Source organism: Pseudaminobacter soli (ex Zhang et al. 2022), from assembly GCF_014595955.1.
Lineage (GTDB): Bacteria > Pseudomonadota > Alphaproteobacteria > Rhizobiales > Rhizobiaceae > Kumtagia > Kumtagia pseudosoli.
The window spans coordinates 327,774-345,005 of record NZ_JABVCF010000005.1 but is presented as its reverse complement, the minus strand read 5'-3'; the positions used below and the strand labels follow the sequence as shown (position 1 = coordinate 345,005).

14 protein-coding genes are annotated in these 17,232 nt (G+C 63.4%); 1 reads left to right on the top strand and 13 read right to left on the bottom strand.

Annotation, left to right across the window (positions count from 1 at the left end; all coding sequences use genetic code 11):
• Positions 1-13: 13 nt before the first annotated feature.
• The 10 genes from HUI96_RS12020 to HUI96_RS11975 form a co-directional block, all read right to left on the bottom strand.
• Positions 14-2,680, bottom strand: coding sequence for a glycoside hydrolase family 2 TIM barrel-domain containing protein (locus HUI96_RS12020; RefSeq protein WP_188254889.1), 2,667 nt, complete (start codon positions 2,678-2,680; stop codon positions 14-16).
• 424 nt (positions 2,681-3,104) lie between these two features.
• Positions 3,105-4,967 carry a beta-glucuronidase gene (gene uidA, locus HUI96_RS12015; RefSeq protein WP_210320128.1) on the bottom strand — a complete coding sequence of 621 codons (1,863 nt, stop codon included), beginning with the start codon at positions 4,965-4,967 and terminating at the stop codon, positions 3,105-3,107.
• Positions 4,968-5,361: 394 nt separating this feature from the next.
• Positions 5,362-6,198 carry a sulfite exporter TauE/SafE family protein gene (locus HUI96_RS12010; RefSeq protein WP_188254888.1) on the bottom strand — a complete coding sequence of 279 codons (837 nt, stop codon included), beginning with the start codon at positions 6,196-6,198 and terminating at the stop codon, positions 5,362-5,364.
• A gap of 77 nt (positions 6,199-6,275) precedes the next feature.
• Positions 6,276-7,022 carry a pyridoxal 4-dehydrogenase, SDR-type gene (gene pldH, locus HUI96_RS12005; RefSeq protein ID WP_188254887.1) on the bottom strand — a complete coding sequence of 249 codons (747 nt, stop codon included), beginning with the start codon at positions 7,020-7,022 and terminating at the stop codon, positions 6,276-6,278.
• Between the two features lie 27 nt (positions 7,023-7,049).
• On the bottom strand, positions 7,050-8,228 hold the full coding sequence (ppaT, locus tag HUI96_RS12000; RefSeq protein WP_188254886.1) for a pyridoxamine--pyruvate transaminase: 1,179 nt from the start codon (positions 8,226-8,228) through the stop codon (positions 7,050-7,052).
• 29 nt (positions 8,229-8,257) lie between these two features.
• Positions 8,258-9,064 carry a 4-pyridoxolactonase gene (pldA, locus tag HUI96_RS11995; protein ID WP_188254885.1) on the bottom strand — a complete coding sequence of 269 codons (807 nt, stop codon included), beginning with the start codon at positions 9,062-9,064 and terminating at the stop codon, positions 8,258-8,260.
• Positions 9,065-9,126: 62 nt separating this feature from the next.
• Positions 9,127-10,062, bottom strand: a complete 936-nt coding sequence (locus tag HUI96_RS11990) for a putative B6 ABC transporter permease subunit 1 (RefSeq protein WP_188254884.1) — start codon at positions 10,060-10,062, stop codon at positions 9,127-9,129.
• A gap of 4 nt (positions 10,063-10,066) precedes the next feature.
• A complete protein-coding gene (locus HUI96_RS11985) occupies positions 10,067-11,161 on the bottom strand; it encodes a putative B6 ABC transporter permease subunit 2 (protein WP_188254883.1) in 1,095 nt (364 codons plus the stop codon).
• Positions 11,158-12,729 (bottom strand): putative B6 ABC transporter ATP-binding protein, encoded by a 1,572-nt coding sequence (locus tag HUI96_RS11980; RefSeq protein WP_337918259.1) that lies wholly within the window; start codon positions 12,727-12,729, stop codon positions 11,158-11,160. The genes HUI96_RS11985 and HUI96_RS11980 overlap by 4 nt, the downstream gene beginning before the upstream one ends.
• A 58-nt stretch (positions 12,730-12,787) precedes the next feature.
• Positions 12,788-13,816, bottom strand: coding sequence for a putative B6 ABC transporter substrate-binding protein (locus tag HUI96_RS11975; RefSeq protein WP_237684087.1), 1,029 nt, complete (start codon positions 13,814-13,816; stop codon positions 12,788-12,790).
• Positions 13,817-13,974: 158 nt separating this feature from the next.
• On the opposite strand from HUI96_RS11975, the gene HUI96_RS11970 reads away from it, so the two are divergent.
• Complete coding sequence (locus tag HUI96_RS11970) at positions 13,975-14,340, top strand: hypothetical protein (RefSeq protein ID WP_237684086.1); 366 nt, start codon at positions 13,975-13,977, stop codon at positions 14,338-14,340.
• 15 nt (positions 14,341-14,355) lie between these two features.
• On the opposite strand, the gene HUI96_RS11965 is transcribed toward HUI96_RS11970, so the two are convergent.
• The 3 genes from HUI96_RS11965 to HUI96_RS11955 are packed head-to-tail and all read right to left on the bottom strand — an operon-like array spanning position 14,356 to position 17,210.
• The gene (locus HUI96_RS11965; RefSeq protein ID WP_237684085.1) at positions 14,356-15,363 is read right to left on the bottom strand and encodes a TRAP transporter substrate-binding protein; all 1,008 of its coding nucleotides are present in this window, start codon (positions 15,361-15,363) and stop codon (positions 14,356-14,358) included.
• A gap of 33 nt (positions 15,364-15,396) precedes the next feature.
• Positions 15,397-16,668 carry a TRAP transporter large permease gene (locus tag HUI96_RS11960; protein WP_188254879.1) on the bottom strand — a complete coding sequence of 424 codons (1,272 nt, stop codon included), beginning with the start codon at positions 16,666-16,668 and terminating at the stop codon, positions 15,397-15,399.
• Positions 16,665-17,210: a TRAP transporter small permease gene (locus HUI96_RS11955; RefSeq protein WP_188254878.1), complete on the bottom strand. Its 546-nt coding sequence runs from the start codon at positions 17,208-17,210 to the stop codon at positions 16,665-16,667. Before HUI96_RS11955 ends, HUI96_RS11960 begins: the two co-directional genes overlap by 4 nt.
• Positions 17,211-17,232: the final 22 nt, after the last annotated feature.

The following is a 17,232-nucleotide window of genomic DNA, read 5'->3' as shown; positions in this document are numbered from 1 at the left end:
AAGATGACGCACTTCATTGTTTCCGGATCCTGATATTCGACACGAGGGCTTCCCCAAGCCTGGGAGTGAAATCGAGCTTGAGAAACCCGTTGGAGACCTTCGTCGTGAAGGACTCATTGACGACGGTGCGATACTTGCCCTTGCCCACTCGCAGGACGTCGAAGTTCTCCAGTTTGGTCTCGCCATTTGCGGCGACGTCGAAGACGCGCTCGCCGATCTCCTTATCCTTATCAGGTTCGAGAAAACCAAGCGTGACCATGTAGTCGCCGTCATCAAGCGGGACGAAATAGCTGAAGCTGCCGCGGCGGAAATTCTTGAACAACTGCGGATCGTCCGTCCCTTGAACAGGGGTCGTATCCGTCGGCGCATCGAGCCCCTTGGAGACGAGCCAATCGCCCGCACCGCCGATGAAGAAGTTGTCGGAGCCAAAGAGCTCGCCTGATCTGGATGCCGACGTGGACGCCGTCACTAGCGGGTCGGTCGCAACATTGATGGAACTTTCGAGGGAGAGTTCGCCGGACATGAATCCGGTCGTCAACTGGCCGGCTGCGATGTTGATGTTCCTTGTGTTCAGCCACCACTCGACCGAATCCCCTATTGTGTCGCCCCCACGATGTCCGACAGCCATCACCTTGTTGGCGCCGTGATCCAATTTGACGTTCTTGAACACGCATGTCTTCAGCAGGCACTGTTCCTGCTTCATCTCGCCGACCGACCTATCATTGATGGAAAGCTCGACCGAATCGGCGTTGCTGTAGATCTTGACGTCGGCGATCGGGTAGGCGCGGTTCGTATAGCGGCGGCTCGTGATGTAGGTCACGAGATCGGGACTCCAGTTCGCCTTGTAGAAGTAGAACGGGTCCTTCCTGGTCTTGCGGTCGAAGCTGACGAGGCCCTTGGTGTTGACGCCTTGGACATCGCCCTCGTTGCGGAGACCGGTGGCGAAGTCGAACATGTTCCAGACATAGGTGGCAAAGAGATAGTCGGTGGGCAGGATCTTGGCATAGACCTGCTCGTGCACGTAGCTGGCGTATTCCTCCGGCTGATAAACCACAGGAACGCCGGGATTTCGGACTTCTGGCGGGCCGCCCATGACATTGTCGGTATGATGGGTAAGCGCCGAGCCAGCGCCGTACTCGCTAATTCCAACGGGCTGGTCGGGATACCGGATGCGCACGGCGTCGAGTATATTGGTGAGCCTCGTGACTGGACCCGAATACCAGAGGGGATATTGGTTACGCGCCCAGACGTCGGTGATACCGCCCAGGTCGATATAGTTACCGTTCACGGGAGGCTGCGCCTGGGTGACGTTATCAGCGTAGGCGGTGACCCGATGGGTGTCCTCGCGCTTGGCCAGCGCCTGCAATTCCCGAAACACCGGCGTGAGATTGTCGTGCCAGGGCCCCAGACAATCCTTGTGCATGTAGGTTGTTTCATTGCCGAGGGACCAGATGGCGACGGCCGCGTGGTTGAACTGCTGGTGGACCATCTCCTGCAACTGCTGCTGAGCATTGGCTCGAAACTCGCTGGTGGCGTCACTGCGGGGGCACACTGATCGGCCAGTCGCCCCGATCGTCACAGGGACTTCCGTGGTGACGCCGATGCCTACGGGGAGTTCCGCCCATGCGACGAGTCCCATGCGATCGAGGCTGTCGAGCGTATATCGGTCGAAGGGATAGTGGCCGAGGCGAATGGAGTTGGCTCCGATCTCCTTCACCAGGGCCAGCTTCTCGTCGATGTCCCTGGGTGTCTCCGCCCAGCCCTTTCCGTAGGATTCCTGATGCATGGCAACCCCATGCAGGGGCACATGCCTGCCATTCAGGAAAAAGCCGTGATGGGGGTCGAAGCGCATCTCGCGGATGCCGAAGTCCTGCACGACCTTGTCGAGAGCCTTGCCGTCCTGCGTCAACAACTCGGCTACAAGCTTGTACTGGTACGGGTCTTCGATGCCCTGCCACAAGTGAGGTCGGCTCACCACAAGGTCCTCGGAGACGGTGAGGCGGCCGCCCGCATTCAGCCTTTGGTTTGCCTCTTTGCTCCGGACCACCTGCGCGGCCCGATCCAGCAGGGAGATGCGAACCAGATAGCTGGCGTCGGTCCTTGCTTCGCTCTTCAGGCTGGCACGTACGTTGATGGTGGCGGTGCCGCCCGCGAGCGATGTGGTGGCCGCATGGACGCCGGGGCCACCCATATCGGAAAGATCGAAGTGCACCGCGTCGGCGGTCGTCACCAGGGACACATAACGATAAAGACCGCCATAAATGACGAAATCGCCGGCCAACGGTGGTATGGCGGTGCGGTCGCTGTCCGAGGTGGGCTGGGTGTTGTCCACCTTGACCAGCAGCACGTTCCTGCCGGTCGGGACAAGTACATCCGTGACATCAAACCGGAAGACCGTGAACCCGCCCTTGTGCTGGCCGAGCTTGTGCCCATTGAGCCAGACGTCCGCGACGATACTCGCCGCGCCGAACTCGAGCCACTTGCGTGCCCCCTTCGTTGGCGTAGCGAATTCCAAATGATACCAGCCGAGGCCGCGCTTGGAAGGTCGACTGTTGCTGGTGCTGGCAGCCTCGGCATTCCAAGTATGTGGAAGATCTACGGTTTCCCAGTGGCTCGCATTCGAGGCAAGCGCCACTTCATCACTGAGATTGTTGTCGAAGGTGAATCTCCATCCCCGCACCAGGGGCATCGTCGTTCGCAATTCCGTCGTAGTGGCGGCTGGATTGCCCGCCGCGGCGACTCTGCCCGAAGTCGAAGTGGCCGACTCTTCCTGCGCCCAAGCCGCGCCGCTTAGAGTCCAAAGGAGCAAAACGCCAGCAACCCGAATGCGTTTCATGGGCCACCCCCTTCCTTACGGAGGCTGGAGAGAGAGCTCTGCTGTGTCGGGAGAACATCCTTGTCTCGGTGGTCAGTTCACTGGACACGGAGCGTAATGCGATGTCTCACGAGGTGTTCGCATGATCTGAGGTCATGGTGCAGAGTTCTCATGCGGGAAATTGTGATCGGGCGCGCAAGCTTGGCGCTCCAACAGCAGACGTCGCAATTCGTTCCGGCATTTTGCAGAAGAGGAACGGCCGCATCTCCCATAGCCACACCGCGAGCCTTCACATCCCTGTCCATTGCTTGCGCAGGAAATGCGCCGCCATCTTGGGCCGGCGGTCACGGGTGAACACGCCCTTGAAGTTCATCCCCCCTGCGCGCCCTACGCCTTGGACGGTTCTGAAATCGGCGAAGGCCCAGACCTGCATTCCGGCCATGAACGGACGCTGCGCCGCAACGTCGAGGTAGCGGCGCAGGAACTCGACCTGATATTCCTCGGTCCACATCTCGGGCGGTAGGCTGTGTGTGCCAGGCAGGGTGTCGGTGCCGAACTCGGTGACGATGATCGGCTTGCCGAATGCTTGATGCAACTCGTCCAGTTCGCGTGCCAGCACCTGCGCCGCCTGATCGAGCCGCCCGCCGAGGGCATACCACCCGTAGTAGCGGTTTATGCAGATCACATCGAACCGCTCGTGCCATTCCCGCGGCCCGCCACCGACTCCGACGAGCGTGACTGGCCGTGTTCCGTCGAGCCGGTTTACCTCGTCATAGACGTGCTGGAAGAATCGCGTGCCGGCCTCGATGGCCTTCTGTTCCTGCGGTTGGGATAGGGGCGCATCCTTGTCGGGCGGGCGTACCAGCGGCTCGTTGGCCACGCACCACATGATCGTGCTGGGATGGTTCTTGTCGCGCGCGATCAGTTCGCGGAACTGCGACCGCGTCTCTGCAAGGCGCAGTCGTGTGAGGTCCTCCGTATCCGCGAAGTTCAGGCCGACGGCGGGGATCTCGTTGATCACCAGCACGCCACGCTGGTCGGCCAGTTGCATCACCTCTTCCGGATAGGGGTAGTGCGACGTGCGGTATGAGTTGGCGCCGATCCAGCGCAGCAGTTCGTAGTCGCGGATCCACATCGGCAGGTTCAGGCCACGGCCGGTGAGAGCAAAATCCTCGTGCTTGCCAAAACCGGTGAGCTTTATCGGCTGGCCGTTGAGCAGGATCTGGTCGCCCCGGACCGCGATCGTGCGGATGCCGATGTCGAGGCTGTAGGTGTCGGAGATCTGCACCCCATCGGTGAGCGTGACCGTCAAGGTATAGAGATGCGGGTCCCGCGGGCTCCAGAACCGTGCCCCCGGCACGCGCAGGATGGCCTCGGCCGTGCCAGCGCGGAACCCGAGGTCGGCCTCGATGTCGTCCAGGCGCGCCTTTCCCGTGCCTGCATAGCCGCCAACGGTCGCGACCTTCAGACTGACGATCCCATCACCGCCCTCGATCGTCGTCACGACCGTGATGTCGTCGATGTGCACAGTTGGGACTGCGCAGAGCCACACCTGGCGGTGCAGCCCCGCATAGGGAAAGAAATCGTAGGTCGTCCCAGGGAATCCGGCCGCAACGCCGAGTACGCCGCCGCCCCCGGGAGGCGGCCCGGGCGGCACGCGCTCCGGCCGCGGTTCGTTCTCGACCGTGATGGCGACGACATTTGTCCTGTCCCAGGCGAGTTGTTCCGTGATCTCGACCGCGAAGGGCAGGTTGCCGCCGTGGTGCTCCGTCACGACCGTGCCGTTGACCCACACCTTGGCGGCATAGGTAGCCGAGCCCACGCGCAGGATCACCCGCCGGCCGCGCCAACCCGAGGGCAGCCACACCTCGGTTCGGTACCAGGCGAGCCCGAGATAAGTGTGGGCATCGTCGAACAGGTCGTTCCAACTGCACGGCACGGGGATCATCCGTGGGGCGGGTAGCTTCCGGAACCAGCGCTGCGCCTCGCCTTCCCCCTGCGGGTCCATCTGGAACTGCCACAATCCGGAGAGATCGATCAGGTCGCGGGTCTCGTTCCGCTGCGGATAGAGCAGGCCTTGCCCAGGAGACGTTGAATTACGTGGCTGAGGGGAATCGGATCGGCCTTGAGCGGCCACGGAAGTGCCTGCCATCGACATGGTTCCGGCTATGGCCGAGGCCCACAAGAGGTCTCGTCGGCTTATTGAGATAGGACGAGAAGCCATCCGCTGCGGATCGCCGCCACTGCTCATGATGGTTCCTGCACAACACGATCCTCACGCAGACCATCGCTGCTGGTGCGCTTGTGAGAGACACCTGAGCGATGATGACGGTCGCTCGTGTTGCAACAACTTCTCTTCCAGGCAAATGATCCGAGACGGGGAGCAAATCGACCTCTGCGGGACCCGGCCACGGAACATCCGAAAGGGCCGGCTGCTCAGGACAGCCGCCTGACAATGGAGCCGGTCCGGTGCTGCTGCGGATCTTCGCATGCACGACAGGCCAACCCGCGTCGCGCAAGTCGGCGGCGCCTTTTCACGCACGCACTCAAGAGAGCAGCATGCGGACGGAGGTGATCGCCAGGAACACCGCGAATGCGATCTTGAGGTTGCGCGGCTTGAGCGCATGCGCCATCTGCGCGCCGACAGGGGCCATAAGATAGCTGATCGGTGCAATGATCGCCACGGCGGGAAGGCTGACGAAGCCTAGGCTGAGCGGAGGCAAGCGGGCTGTATCGAGCCCCGCGTAGACGAAGCCTGCCACTCCGGGGATCGCGATCAGCAAGCCAAGCGCAGCCGCCGTACCCACCGCCCGGTGGACCGGGAAGGAGAAGGCGGAGAGGGTTGGAACGGAAAGCGTGCCCCCGCCGATCCCCATCAGCGACGAGATCACACCAATCACCAAAGCGATCGAGCGGTTCGTCCAGGTTTTCTTCGGCAAATGGCCGGAGATCACAAGCGTCTTCGGCATCGCCATATTGATCGCGACCAGAATGGCGACGACGCCGAAGACAAGGCGCAGCCCGTCGCCCGAGATAAAATTGGCTAGCCCTCCGCCGATCAGCGCGCCGATGAAGATCGCCGGCCCCCACAGTTTCAGCAGAGCATGATCGACATTGCCGCGCCGGCCGTGAGCGCGCATCGAGGAGATGGAGGTCGGGATGATGGTCGCGAGCGACGTGCCTACAGCGAGATGGCTGGCGAAATCCGGCGAAATCTCGAACGCATGGAGGAGCCAGAACAGCACCGGGACGACGACGATGCCGCCGCCGACACCGAGCAGACCGGCCAGGATGCCGCCGGCGATTCCGGTGATAGCGAGACCGACGGCAAGCGTGACGAGGGTCACCGCGTGGTAGGCCGACGCGTCGAAAGACAGTTCCAAGGTTATGTCCTCAAGAGGTCGCAAAAAATACGGCCGGGCGCATATCGCCCGGCCGTTGTCCAAGCTGGCACTGTGCGTCAGTGACGTACCATGCCGGCATCCACGTTCAGCGTCTGGCCCGTGATCCAGCGCGCGTCGTCGGAGGCAAGGAAGGCGACGACGTCGGCAATGTGCTCCGGCTGGCCCTTGCCCTTCACCGCCTGCAGCATCTCGACAAAGCCGAAAGCCTCGTTGTGCGGGCTCGCCTTCACGCCGTCGCTCTCGATGAGACCGGGCGTCACCGCGTTCACGGTGATGTTATGCTGGCCGAGTTCGGTCGCGAGCGCACGGGTGAGGCCGATCACCCCGCCCTTCGCAGCGACGTAAGCCGCCATGTTCGGCGTTCCGGCAAAGAAGGTGTTGGACGAGATCGAGATGACCCGCCCGGGCTTCTTGTTGGCGCGCATCTGGTCGGTCGCCGCGCGGGTGACGAGGAAGGCTCCGGTCAGGTTCACGGAAATGATCTTCTGCCAATGGGCAAGATCCACGTCGTCCCAGGCAATGAAAGGCACGATGCTGGCATTGTTGACGAGGATGTCGACACCACCGGTCTTGGCCTCGATCTCCTTGAAGAGCGCCTTCACGGACGCCTCGTCCGAAACGTCCGCAGCAAGGGCAAGCGCCTTGCCGCCGATCGCCTTGGCGGCGGCCGCGCCGCCTGCTGCGTTGACATCGCTGATGATCACCGTCGCACCGTCAGCCGCGAGCCGTGCGGCGATTGCCCTGCCGATACCCTGAGCAGCTCCCGTTACGAGTGCCGTCTTTCCGGCCAGTCGATCCGTCATGATAGTCCCCTCTTGCGTGATGATGGTTCAGGCGGCGGCGTCGATGACCGCCAGCGCAGCATCGATGCCCCTGCCGACCTCGACGCGATGGCCGAGCGACCCGAGTGCGCCGCCGAGGGCCGCGATCGCAGCCAGCGCGTAGATCGGCTGCGCGGTCGGTCCCATATGGCCGATCCGGGTTAGCCTGCCGTGCGTCTCGCCGCGGCCCGACGAGAAGACGACGCCGTAGCGCTCGCGCGCGGCACGCCGCAGGGCGGTTTCATCGATCCCTTCCGGCGTGCGAACCGCTGTCGTCGTCGGCGAGGCAATGGCCTCGCTTGCGGCCCACAATTCGAGGCCCATGGCCCGAACACCTGCCCGGGTCGCCTTCGCGGTCAGGGCATGGCGGGCCCACACGGCCTCCGGGCCTTCGCCGAGATAGAGATCGAGCGCTACGTCGAGCCCGTTGATCTCCGCCACGGAAGGCGTGAACGGAAACGGCTTTTCGCGCGACCAGGCGTCTTTCCAGTCGAGGATGCTGAGCATGGAGGCGCGCGGCGCGGCCTCGTTGGCCTTCATCTTCGCCCAGGCCCGGTCGCTGACACCGAGCAGCGTCAGACCCGGGGGGCAGCCAAGGCACTTGTTCGGTCCGGTGACGTAGATGTCGGCCTTGCAGTCTTCCGGATGGGTGTTCATGCCGCCGAAAGACGAGACTGCGTCCACGATCAGATAGGCGTCATGAGCGGCGACGAGCGCACCGATTTCGTTGATCGGATTGATCGTGCCCGAAGGCGTGTCGTGATGGCAGACGGAAACGATGCTGATCTCGGGATGCTTCTTCAGCATGTCGGCGACCGATTGCGGATCGATCGCTTCATTGTAGGGCACCTCGATTTCGAGCAGGTTCGGCGAATAGCGCTTGGCCCAGTAGCCGAATCCCTTCCCGTAGACGCCGGAGGCAAGGTTCAGCACCGTGTCGCGCGGGGTGATCAGCGAGGCCGCGGCCGCTTCGAGGCCGAGCACCGGCTCGCCATGGAGGATCACCGGCCGCGTCGACAGGCGCATCGCAGTCTGCGCCTTTGCGACGACCTTCTCGTAAAAGGCCTGGAATGCCGGATCGTAGTCATAGAGGACGGTGCGTCCAAGACCGCGCAGGACATCGGGATAGGCATCGACCGGCCCCGATGTCAGCGTGATCACCGGCGCGGCAGTATCTGAATAGCGCATCTTCTTGCTCCTCCTCTCAAGCGTCCCGTTCAGCCGTAGAACCGTGTGCCGGTCTGATAGGTGAGGAAGTTCTCCATGTCGTGCGAGTAGAAGAGCTCGGCGTCATGGTCCTCCGCCAGCTTCTTCACACGCCGCATCGAGTTTACGCCTGCCACCGGGTCGACGTGGAACGAGGCCTGGCAGAGGGTCTCGAGGCTCTTCTGCGTGTAGGCGGCGTCGATGGTGAAGAGGATTGGCCGACGCTTCGCAAATTCCACCATCAGGCTGTAGTGGCCGATCGAGTGACCGGGTGTCGCGATCAGCTTCACACCGCGCGCGAGTTCGACATTGCCCTCGACGCCCTCGAAGGTCGAGTTGGCGCGGGTGGTACCTTCCAGCAACTGCGCCGTCGCTCCCCGCGCTTCGGCCGCCTCGGCGGAAAAGCTCAGGTCGGAATAGCCGAGATGCTCGAAAGGTTCTGGGTTGCAGGCCTGCGGCACTTCGGACTTGTGGCAGATCTTCTTGGCGTGCGGGAAATATTTGTTGCCGCCGCAATGATCGAAATGGAAGTGGGAGTTGAACACCACGTCGATGTCCTTGGGCTCGAGGCCAAGCAGCGCCAGCGCACCCGGAATGGTCTGGTCCTTGCTCTGGATCGGCTTCTCGAAGGGCAGCACCTTCATCACGTGGTCGTAGTCGTAACCGGTATCGATCAGGAACCGGCCCTCGGCATGCTCGATCAGGATCGAATAGACGGGGAAGCGGACCTCGCCGCCCGGCCCGCGATTCCAGAACACGTGGAAGCCGTCGAGGACCAGGGAGCCTCCATCCAGCAGGTAGACCTTGGTATCGGACATGTCGTTCTCCTCTCTCCTCGTGCCGGCTTCCCTCTGATTCACCGGCCTGTTCTGATTGTTGGTCAGCGCGCGCCGCGCACGTAAGGTATGCCGAGCGCGGCAGGCAGTTGCGAACGGCGCCCAAAGATCACCAGCATCGCCATCACGGCGAGGAAGGGGATCATCTGGATCACGTCGGTCGGGATGTTGATGCCGGCGACCTGCAGCGCCGTTGTCAGCGACAGGCACAGCCCGAAGACCAGCGCGCCGAGCAGGACCCAGAGCGGCCGCCCGCGGGCCAGCATGGCGAGCACGATCCCCAGAAAGCCGGCCCCATTGGTGATGAACGGCACGAAGATGCCCGCCCCCACATCGGCGAGATAGGCGCCGCCGAGGCCCGCCAGCACGCCCGTGCTCAGCACCGCGACCGTGCGGGTACGCACGACGTCGACCCCCGCCACATCGAGTGCGGCTGGCTTGTCGCCCGCGGCCTGCAGGTTGAGGCCGAGTTGGGTTCGGCGATAGACGTAGACCATGACGCCCACGAGCAGCACGGCGAGATAGACGAGAAGGTGATGGCGGAAGAAGGCTGGCCCAATCACCGGTATGTCTGAGAGGAGCGGAATTGCCGTGATCTCGGCGGCGGCGAGACGCGGATAGGTCCGCGAGAACTGGAAGTGGTGCAGGAGGGCCGTCAGTCCGTCAAAGCCAAGTGTCAGCCCGATGCCGATGACGATCTGGTTCAGCCCGATGCGCACGCAGAGCAGCACCATGATCGACGCCACGACCGCGCCACCCAGAGCACCCGTCAGGAATCCGAACCAGAGGGACCCCGAGTAATAGGCGCCGACGAAGCCGGTATAGGCGCCGAAGATCATCATGCCTTCGATGCCGATGTTGAGAACCCCCGCCTTCTCGGAGATCTGCTCGCCGAGGCCGGCTAGCAGGAGCGGCACGGCGGCGGTCATAGCGCCGAACAGGAGCGCGCCCAAGAACAGTTCGCTGAAGAGGTCAGACATCGCCTTACGCCTTCCGCGACTGGATGAAACGGTGGTCGATGTATTCGGCGATCGCCAGCACGATCAGGACGATCGCTACGAGCACCAGCGTGAAATGGTTCGGCACGCCAAGCCTTCGGGCGGCGCTCTCGCCGCCGATCGACAGGACTGACAGGAGCAGCACGAAAGCGATTGCCGCGAAGCCGTTGAAACGCGCAAGGAAGACCATCGGGATGACCGCAAAACCGTAGGCCGGGTTCCAGTCGGCACGGACATTGCCCTGCACTCCGAGGATGTCGACTGCACCCGCCGCACCCGCAAGACCCGCCGACAGGGCGAAGACGGCCAGCGTGAGACGCGGAACCGCAAGGCCGGAATGGACAGCCGCCCGCGGATTGGCGCCGACGATCCGCAGGCGGAGACCGAAGGATGTCCGCGTCATCACGAGATGAACCGCAACGATGGCAATGAGGCCAAGCACCAGGCCGCTGCTGATCGTCGTGTCGAAGAGACGCGGCAACCGGTCCTCGACCGGCAGGGTACGCGTCTGCGGCACGGTAGTGCCCGGATCGAGGAAGACGAGCTTGACGAGGACATTGGCGAGCGACGTGCCGAGGAATGTCATCATCAGCGTGGTGATGATCTCGTTCACGCCCTGGTAGGCGCGCAGCAGGGCAGGCACGAACGACCACGCCATGGCGACCAGCACGCTCATGAGAAACGCCAGCACCACCGCCAACCACGCCGGCATGATCGCTGCGAAATAGGGGCCTGCGGCAGCGGCCGTTACGGCGGCAAGCAGGAACTGCCCGTCGGCACCCAGATTCCAGATCCCGGCCCGGAAGGCGACGATCAGACCCGAGGCGAGGAACAGCAACGGCGCCATGCGCGTAAGCGTCTGCTGGATTCCGGAGGGCGAAAGCAGTCCGCGGTTGATCACGTATCCGTAGTAGGCGAGCGGATCGACGCCAAGCGCCAAAAGCAGCAGGCCGGCCAGCGCTAGCGCGGCGAGGACCGGGCCTACCGTAAGCACCAGGCGATGCACGACTTTCCTCATGCCCGGGCTCCTGGCAACGATGCTTCGCTCGGTCATCTCGACCGGTGCCGTGTCGACGCTCATGCGGCCAATCCGATCATCAGGCTGCCGACTTCACTCGCAGCATGAGGCCCGTTGGCGACCGTCCCGACCAGCCTGCCGCCGGACATGACGGCGATCCGGTCGCAGAGCTGCAGCAGTTCCTCGAGGTCCGTCGAGATGACCAGGGTACCCTTCCCGCTCGCCGCTGCGTCGAGGATGCGCTGGCGGGTGACCAGGGTGTTGGCGAGATCGAGGCCGTAGGTCGGCTTGTTGAAGATGACCGCCTTGGCGCCGGTCGACAGCTCGCGGGCGAGCAGCACTTTCTGGATGTTGCCGCCGGAAAGCCGGCCGATCGGCGTGCGTATGCTCGGCGTGCGCACATCGTAGTCCCGCACGAGTTCAGCGGCGCGCCTGTCGATCTCGCCGCCCTGCTCGATGCCCGCCTTCCAGAACGGAGACCGGCCGACCTGCTTCAGGAAGAAGTTGATGGAGACGGGGAAGGCTCCGACGGTACCCTCGCCCAGCCGGTCGTCGGTGAGATAGCGCAGGCCAGCATCGCGCCGCGCGCCGACGGACATTGCGTCAACGGGCCGGCCCTCCAGAAGGATCGCCCCGCTGTCGGCCGCGATCTGCCCGGCCAGCACCTCGGCAAGCTGCTTCTGTCCGTTGCCGTCTATTCCGGCGATTCCAAGCACCTCGCCGGCACGGAGCTCAAAGCTGATCTTCGAAAGCCCGGGCGAGGTCGCGCTGGGAGCGAGGCATAGGTCCCGAACCGCCAGCAGCGGCTGAGCGTCGGCGGGGAACTGCGTACCGACCCGGGTCGTGGCATCGGGATCGCTGCGGCGATTGCCGAACATGGTCTCGACGATCTCGGCCGTCAGATCGTCCTCGGAGAGCGCCGAGAAGCGCTCCGGCGCGATCTCACCGACCTTGCGACCCAGCTTCAGAATGGAGATGCGGTCGCCGAAGGCTGTGGCCTCGCGCAGCTTGTGGGTGATGAAGACGATCGCAAGCCCCCGCTTCACCAGACGGCGCATCAGGGCGCCCAGTTCGTCGATGCCGGACGGGGTCAGCATCGAGGTCGATTCGTCCAGGATCAGGACCCGGCTATTGCGCAGCAGCGCGCGGAGGATCTCGACCTGTTGCTGCTCCCCGAGCGAAAGTTCGGCGGCGGTCGCGTCGAGGTCGATGCGGATCCCGAGGGAGGAAGCGAGTTCCTCGACCTCAGCGCGCAGCGAGTCCTTGCGCGGCCGGCGCCACCAGGCGGCGCCCAGCAGAAGGTTTTCTGCGACGGTCAGAGTGGGCACCAGCATCGCGTGCTGGAAGACGGTGCCAACGCCGAGCGAGAGCGCATGGCGGGGCGAAGTTATGGCGACCGGCTGTCCGTCGATCAGGATCCGGCCCTCATCGGGCTGCTGCAGACCGGACAGCATGCCGATCAGCGTCGACTTGCCGGCTCCGTTCTCTCCGAGAAGCACGTGCACTTCGCCGGCCCGGATCGCCAGCGATACTGAGTCATTCGCCACTACCCCGGGGAAACGCTTTGTCACGCGCTCCAGAGCAATGACCGGGTGGCCGCCGGCCTCAATTGAATTGTCGACGTGCTTCACGATGTGCCCGCTAGCTGAAAAAGGGGAGGATCGGAGTGCGGCCCTCCCCTTTCGATGCTTATTCCTTCACGTCGCTCATCAGCGCGCGAACGGCGGTCGCTTCGAACACCGGCTCGACCTTGATCTTGCCGGAGATGATGTCCTCGCGGATCTTCTGAACGTCCCCCCAGACATCGTCCGGGATCTGCGGGGTCTTCAGAAGTTTGACCGAGTCGTCCTTGAGGCCGATCGCATAGCTCTTCGTGCCGAACGTGTCGGCCTTCAGGTCGGCGATCATCGCGGCGTAGACCGGCTCGATGTTCCAGACGACGGAAGACAGGAGGAATCCCTTGTCGATGGGGCTCTTGTCGCCGATGACGTCGATGAACAGCACCTTGCCGCCGTCGGCAGCCTTGGTGGTTTCGACGGCCTGGAGCATACCGAAGCTGGAGCCGTTGCCCTGGCCGAAGATGATGTCGGCGCCGGCGGCAATGACGCTTTCGGTGACGCGCTTGCCGCCCGCGGCGTCGCTGTAGGCAGCCGGCCCGATCACGGCATAGATGACTTTTACGTCGCCGTTCTCTTCCTTCACGCCCTTTGCGAATGCGGACGACTGCGAGTTCCAGGACGGAGGCTCGCCAGACACGACGATGCCGACGGTCTTGGAGCGACTCATCTTCGCCGCCAGGCGGCCGGCAAGATAGGCGCCCTCATGGCCCGACAGCGTGTAGTCGGCGATCAGGCCCTTGCTGAGCGCGCTCGGCGTATCGACGATCGCAACCGGAACATTCAGTTCCTTGGCGATCTCGGGCGCCGCGGTGTTGTAGCCGCTGGCGTGCGCGATCAGCAGGCTCGCGCCCTCTTCGGCCAGCTCGCGCAGGGTCGGACGCACATCGCCGTAACCGAGGCCCTGGGCGACGACGACCTCGACGCCAGCCGCCTTGGCTGCGGCCTTGGCCGCATCCACGCCCTGCTGGTTCCAGCCATAGTCCGTGCCTTCCTCCGGCGTCAGTATCGCGATTGATTTGACCTCCGCGGCTGACGCAGCCCCGAACATCGTTCCCGCCAGAAGAATTGCAGACAGTGCAGACAACAATTGCTTTTTCAATTCACCCTCCATTTTTCCTGTTTGTTACAGGTCCCTTACTATGATAGCTCCCCACCAGCTATTTATCGTTGTTATTGGTGGGCATGCACGTGAAAAGTCTATCCTCTCACCTCGCTGCTTTGACACTCATCTGTTGCACAGCCGCAGATGCGGTCGAGTTGCGGCACATCACCGTCGAGACGGGGACGAAAGGACTGGTCAGTACTCCGGTGTCGGTCATCAACGCCGCAGGCGAGGACCTCGTCTGCAACGCGGACTTGGCGCACTGGTACTCCGCAGAGGTTGGCCGCGCTCCAATCGGCGGCGCGGCCAAGCTGGACCTCTGGTTCAAGCCGGATTCCGGCGCGTACTTCGTGCTCAATGACAAGCAGGAGAACATGCCGGTCGAAGCTCTCTGGTGCGGCATCGCCGGACGCGCATACGAGACGCGTTTCCTGCTCCCGCTGGCCCGCCACAAGGGGGCGGAAGCCGCCGCGCGCGCGATCACCTGCACCGATGCGCAGGGCGTGCTGGCTTGTGGGTAGCAGGCCATCGCGCCGCTACTTCGCGGCCTTGGCGTCGACCAGCGCCTTCAGCTTGTCGTACTCCACCTTGACGCTCGGATCGGCGGCGACCAGGGTCGCGGAAAGGTCGGCGAAATCCTTCTCCATCTTGGCCTGCTCCTCGGCAGACAGCTGGTTCACGACGCCGCCGTTGTCGGTCCAGACCTTGTAGGTCTTCTCGACATTCGCGATGCCCCAGGGGTAGACGGCTTCTTCCGCCGCCCGGCCGGCCTCCGAGATTGCCTTCTGCACGTCCTCGGGCTGCGACTGGTACCAGTCCTCATTGACCACCGTTACCGAGACGATCTCGGCGAAGCGCAGGTCGGTGATGTTCTTGCCGATGTCGTAGTACTTGAACGACGTCAGGATCGGCATGCCGACGAGAAGACCGTCCAGGCCGCCGTTCTGAAGCGCGGGGATGACCTCGGTCAGCGCCAGCGGCAGCGGCGCGGCGCCGAGAAGCTCCATCGGCTTCACCTGCATAGGCGAGGCGAAAGTTCGGATCTTCAGGCCCTTCATCTCTTCCAGCTTGGTCACCGGCTTCATGGTGAAGACGACGGTGGGGCTGTTGTAGAGGGCGCCGATGACGCGCAGTCCCTTGTCCAGGAACATCGTCTCCATATAGGCCCGGTACTCCGGGTCATGGACCGCGTTGTGGATGTCCTGCGGGCTCTTGAACAGCCCCGGAACGTCGAAGGCCTGGAACCGCGGATCGACGTTGGTCATGAAGGAGGTCGGGGTGGTGAACGCCTCGATGGTCCCCAGCAGCACGCCTTCGGCCATGCGCGGGATCGGGCCCAACTGGCTGGCGGGGTAGATCTCGGTCTTGACCTTGTCGCCGATACGCTTCTCCAGTTCGGCGGCGAATACCTTCTGCCATTCGTGCTGGACATCGTTGATTGTCGCCGAAGCGAGCTTCATCGTCGCCTGGGCCTGCGCCGCACCGGTTACCGCGAACATCGGCAAGAGGCCGAGCGCGGTGCCGATGGCGACTGCACGAAGCATGGATCGAAACATATTGATTCCCCCCTCTTATTCTCAGAATGTCTCGCCGAACATGAGCGACAAGGCCGGCACGTAGGTGATGATCATTAGCGCTATGAGCTGAACCACAACGAAGGGCAGCACGCCGCGGTAGAGCGCATGCGCCGGCAGTCCGGTGACAGACTGCGCCACGAAGATGTTGAGGCCGAACGGAGGCGTGAACATGCCGATCGCGAGGTTCACCGTCATGACAATGCCGAAGTGGATCGGGTCGACGCCCACCGCCACGGCGATAGGCACAAGCAGCGGCGCCAGCACGAGGATCGCCGAGGTCGGATCAAGAAAGCAGCCGATAACCAGCAGGACGATGTTGACGACGAGCAGGAAGGTGAAGGCGTTCATGTCGAGCGACTGCATCCAGCCCACGATCGCCTGGGGGACGCCCTGCGTGGTCAGGAGCCAGGTCACGAGGCCGGCCGTCGCCACGATGATCAGGATTTGTGCCGAGAGCATCGCGGAGTTCGCGGCTGCACGCACGATCTGCGACCACGTCATCGAGTGATAGACGTATCGCGCCACGATCATGGCATAGAGACAGGCGAATCCACCGGCCTCGGTCGGCGAGAACCAGCCATTGTAGATCCCGCCAAGCACCATGACTGGCATCAGCAATGCCCAGACTGCATCCTTGGTCGTCGTCCAGGCCAATGCGGGATCGAAGCGGTCAGCCTTGGGAAGCTTCAGCCAAATGGCGACGCCGACGATGAACAGAGCCATCAGCAGAGCCATGAGAAGACCGGGAAGCACGCCGGCCACGAAGAGGCGCGGAATGGATTGCTCGGCCGCCAGTCCGTAGAGGATCATGGCGATCGACGGCGGTATGACGATATCGATCGCCCCGGCCGAGGCGAGCAGACCAGCCGACCGCTCCTTGCCGTAGCCGGAGCTTTCCAGCTTCGGGTAAAGCGTCTTGCCGAGCGCGGCGACCGCAGCGACGCTCGCCCCGGAAATCGCGCCGATGACTGCGGAAGCTCCCACCGTCGCGACCCCAAGGCTGCCGGGAATGCGCCCGGTCAGAGCCAGCACCCAGTTGATCAGCCGTGCAGCGATGCCGCTCGTTCCCATCAGTTCGCCGGCGAAGATGAAGAAGGGAACGGCCAGCAGAGCATAGTTGTCGAGCCCGCCGAACAGGACCTGATGCATGGCAACGGAGGGCATCGGCAGCACAAAGAATAAGGTAAGCGCGGCAGCCGCCAGGAACACCAGGAAGACCGGTGTCCCCAGGAACAGGAGGCCGATCGGCAGAATGGCCAGTGTGCCGATCATCCTGCCATCTCCGCCTGTGCGGTGGCTTCCTCGATTGTCGGATCGTCGGCGACCAAGGCGCGAATGTCGCGAACAAGGACAAACAGGGCGACCACCGCCATGGCCCCAAAGCCCAGCAGGATGGCGGCATGGGGGATGATCATCGGAATCCCGAGCGTCATGCTCGTCGTGCCAAGCCGGGCGATGCGCGCAACGAACAGCCAAGACGCGTAAACGGCGAAGAGAGAGGCACCGAGCGCGACCAGGTCGTGGATCGCGTAAAGCGCATGACGCGCCCTCCCGCGTGCGTAGGAGGGCAGCAGGTTGATGTTGATATGCTTGCGCTGGGCAAGGCTGAGGACGGCACCGCCCATGACGACATAGATCATGACGAAGACCATCACCTCGTCAGCGCCGGTGAATGCGTAGGAGAGGAGATAGCGCCCGGTTGCGTTCACGATGTTGATCGCGACAACGGCAATCAGCAGGAGGCCCAGCGCACGCTCGAGCGCAGTGGCGACGCCGGCGCGCGGGGCCGGCGCTGCTGAAACGTTCTTTGCCATTCCCCCTCCCCTCCCCATCGCG

What these genes read in the sequence shown, in the direction of transcription:
- HUI96_RS11965 (WP_237684085.1), bottom strand. Translation starts at nt 15,363, where the DNA reads ATGCTTCGTGCAGTCGCCATCGGCACCGCGCTCGGCCTCTTGCCGATG.
- pldH (WP_188254887.1), bottom strand. Translation starts at nt 7,022, where the DNA reads ATGACGGATCGACTGGCCGGAAAGACGGCACTCGTAACGGGAGCTGCT.
- pldA (WP_188254885.1), bottom strand. Translation starts at nt 9,064, where the DNA reads ATGTCCGATACCAAGGTCTACCTGCTGGATGGAGGCTCCCTGGTCCTC.
- HUI96_RS11985 (WP_188254883.1), bottom strand. Translation starts at nt 11,161, where the DNA reads ATGAGCGTCGACACGGCACCGGTCGAGATGACCGAGCGAAGCATCGTT.
- ppaT (WP_188254886.1), bottom strand. Translation starts at nt 8,228, where the DNA reads ATGCGCTATTCAGATACTGCCGCGCCGGTGATCACGCTGACATCGGGG.
- uidA (WP_210320128.1), bottom strand. Translation starts at nt 4,967, where the DNA reads ATGGCAGGCACTTCCGTGGCCGCTCAAGGCCGATCCGATTCCCCTCAG.
- HUI96_RS11990 (WP_188254884.1), bottom strand. Translation starts at nt 10,062, where the DNA reads ATGTCTGACCTCTTCAGCGAACTGTTCTTGGGCGCGCTCCTGTTCGGC.
- HUI96_RS11960 (WP_188254879.1), bottom strand. Translation starts at nt 16,668, where the DNA reads ATGATCGGCACACTGGCCATTCTGCCGATCGGCCTCCTGTTCCTGGGG.
- HUI96_RS11955 (WP_188254878.1), bottom strand. Translation starts at nt 17,210, where the DNA reads ATGGCAAAGAACGTTTCAGCAGCGCCGGCCCCGCGCGCCGGCGTCGCC.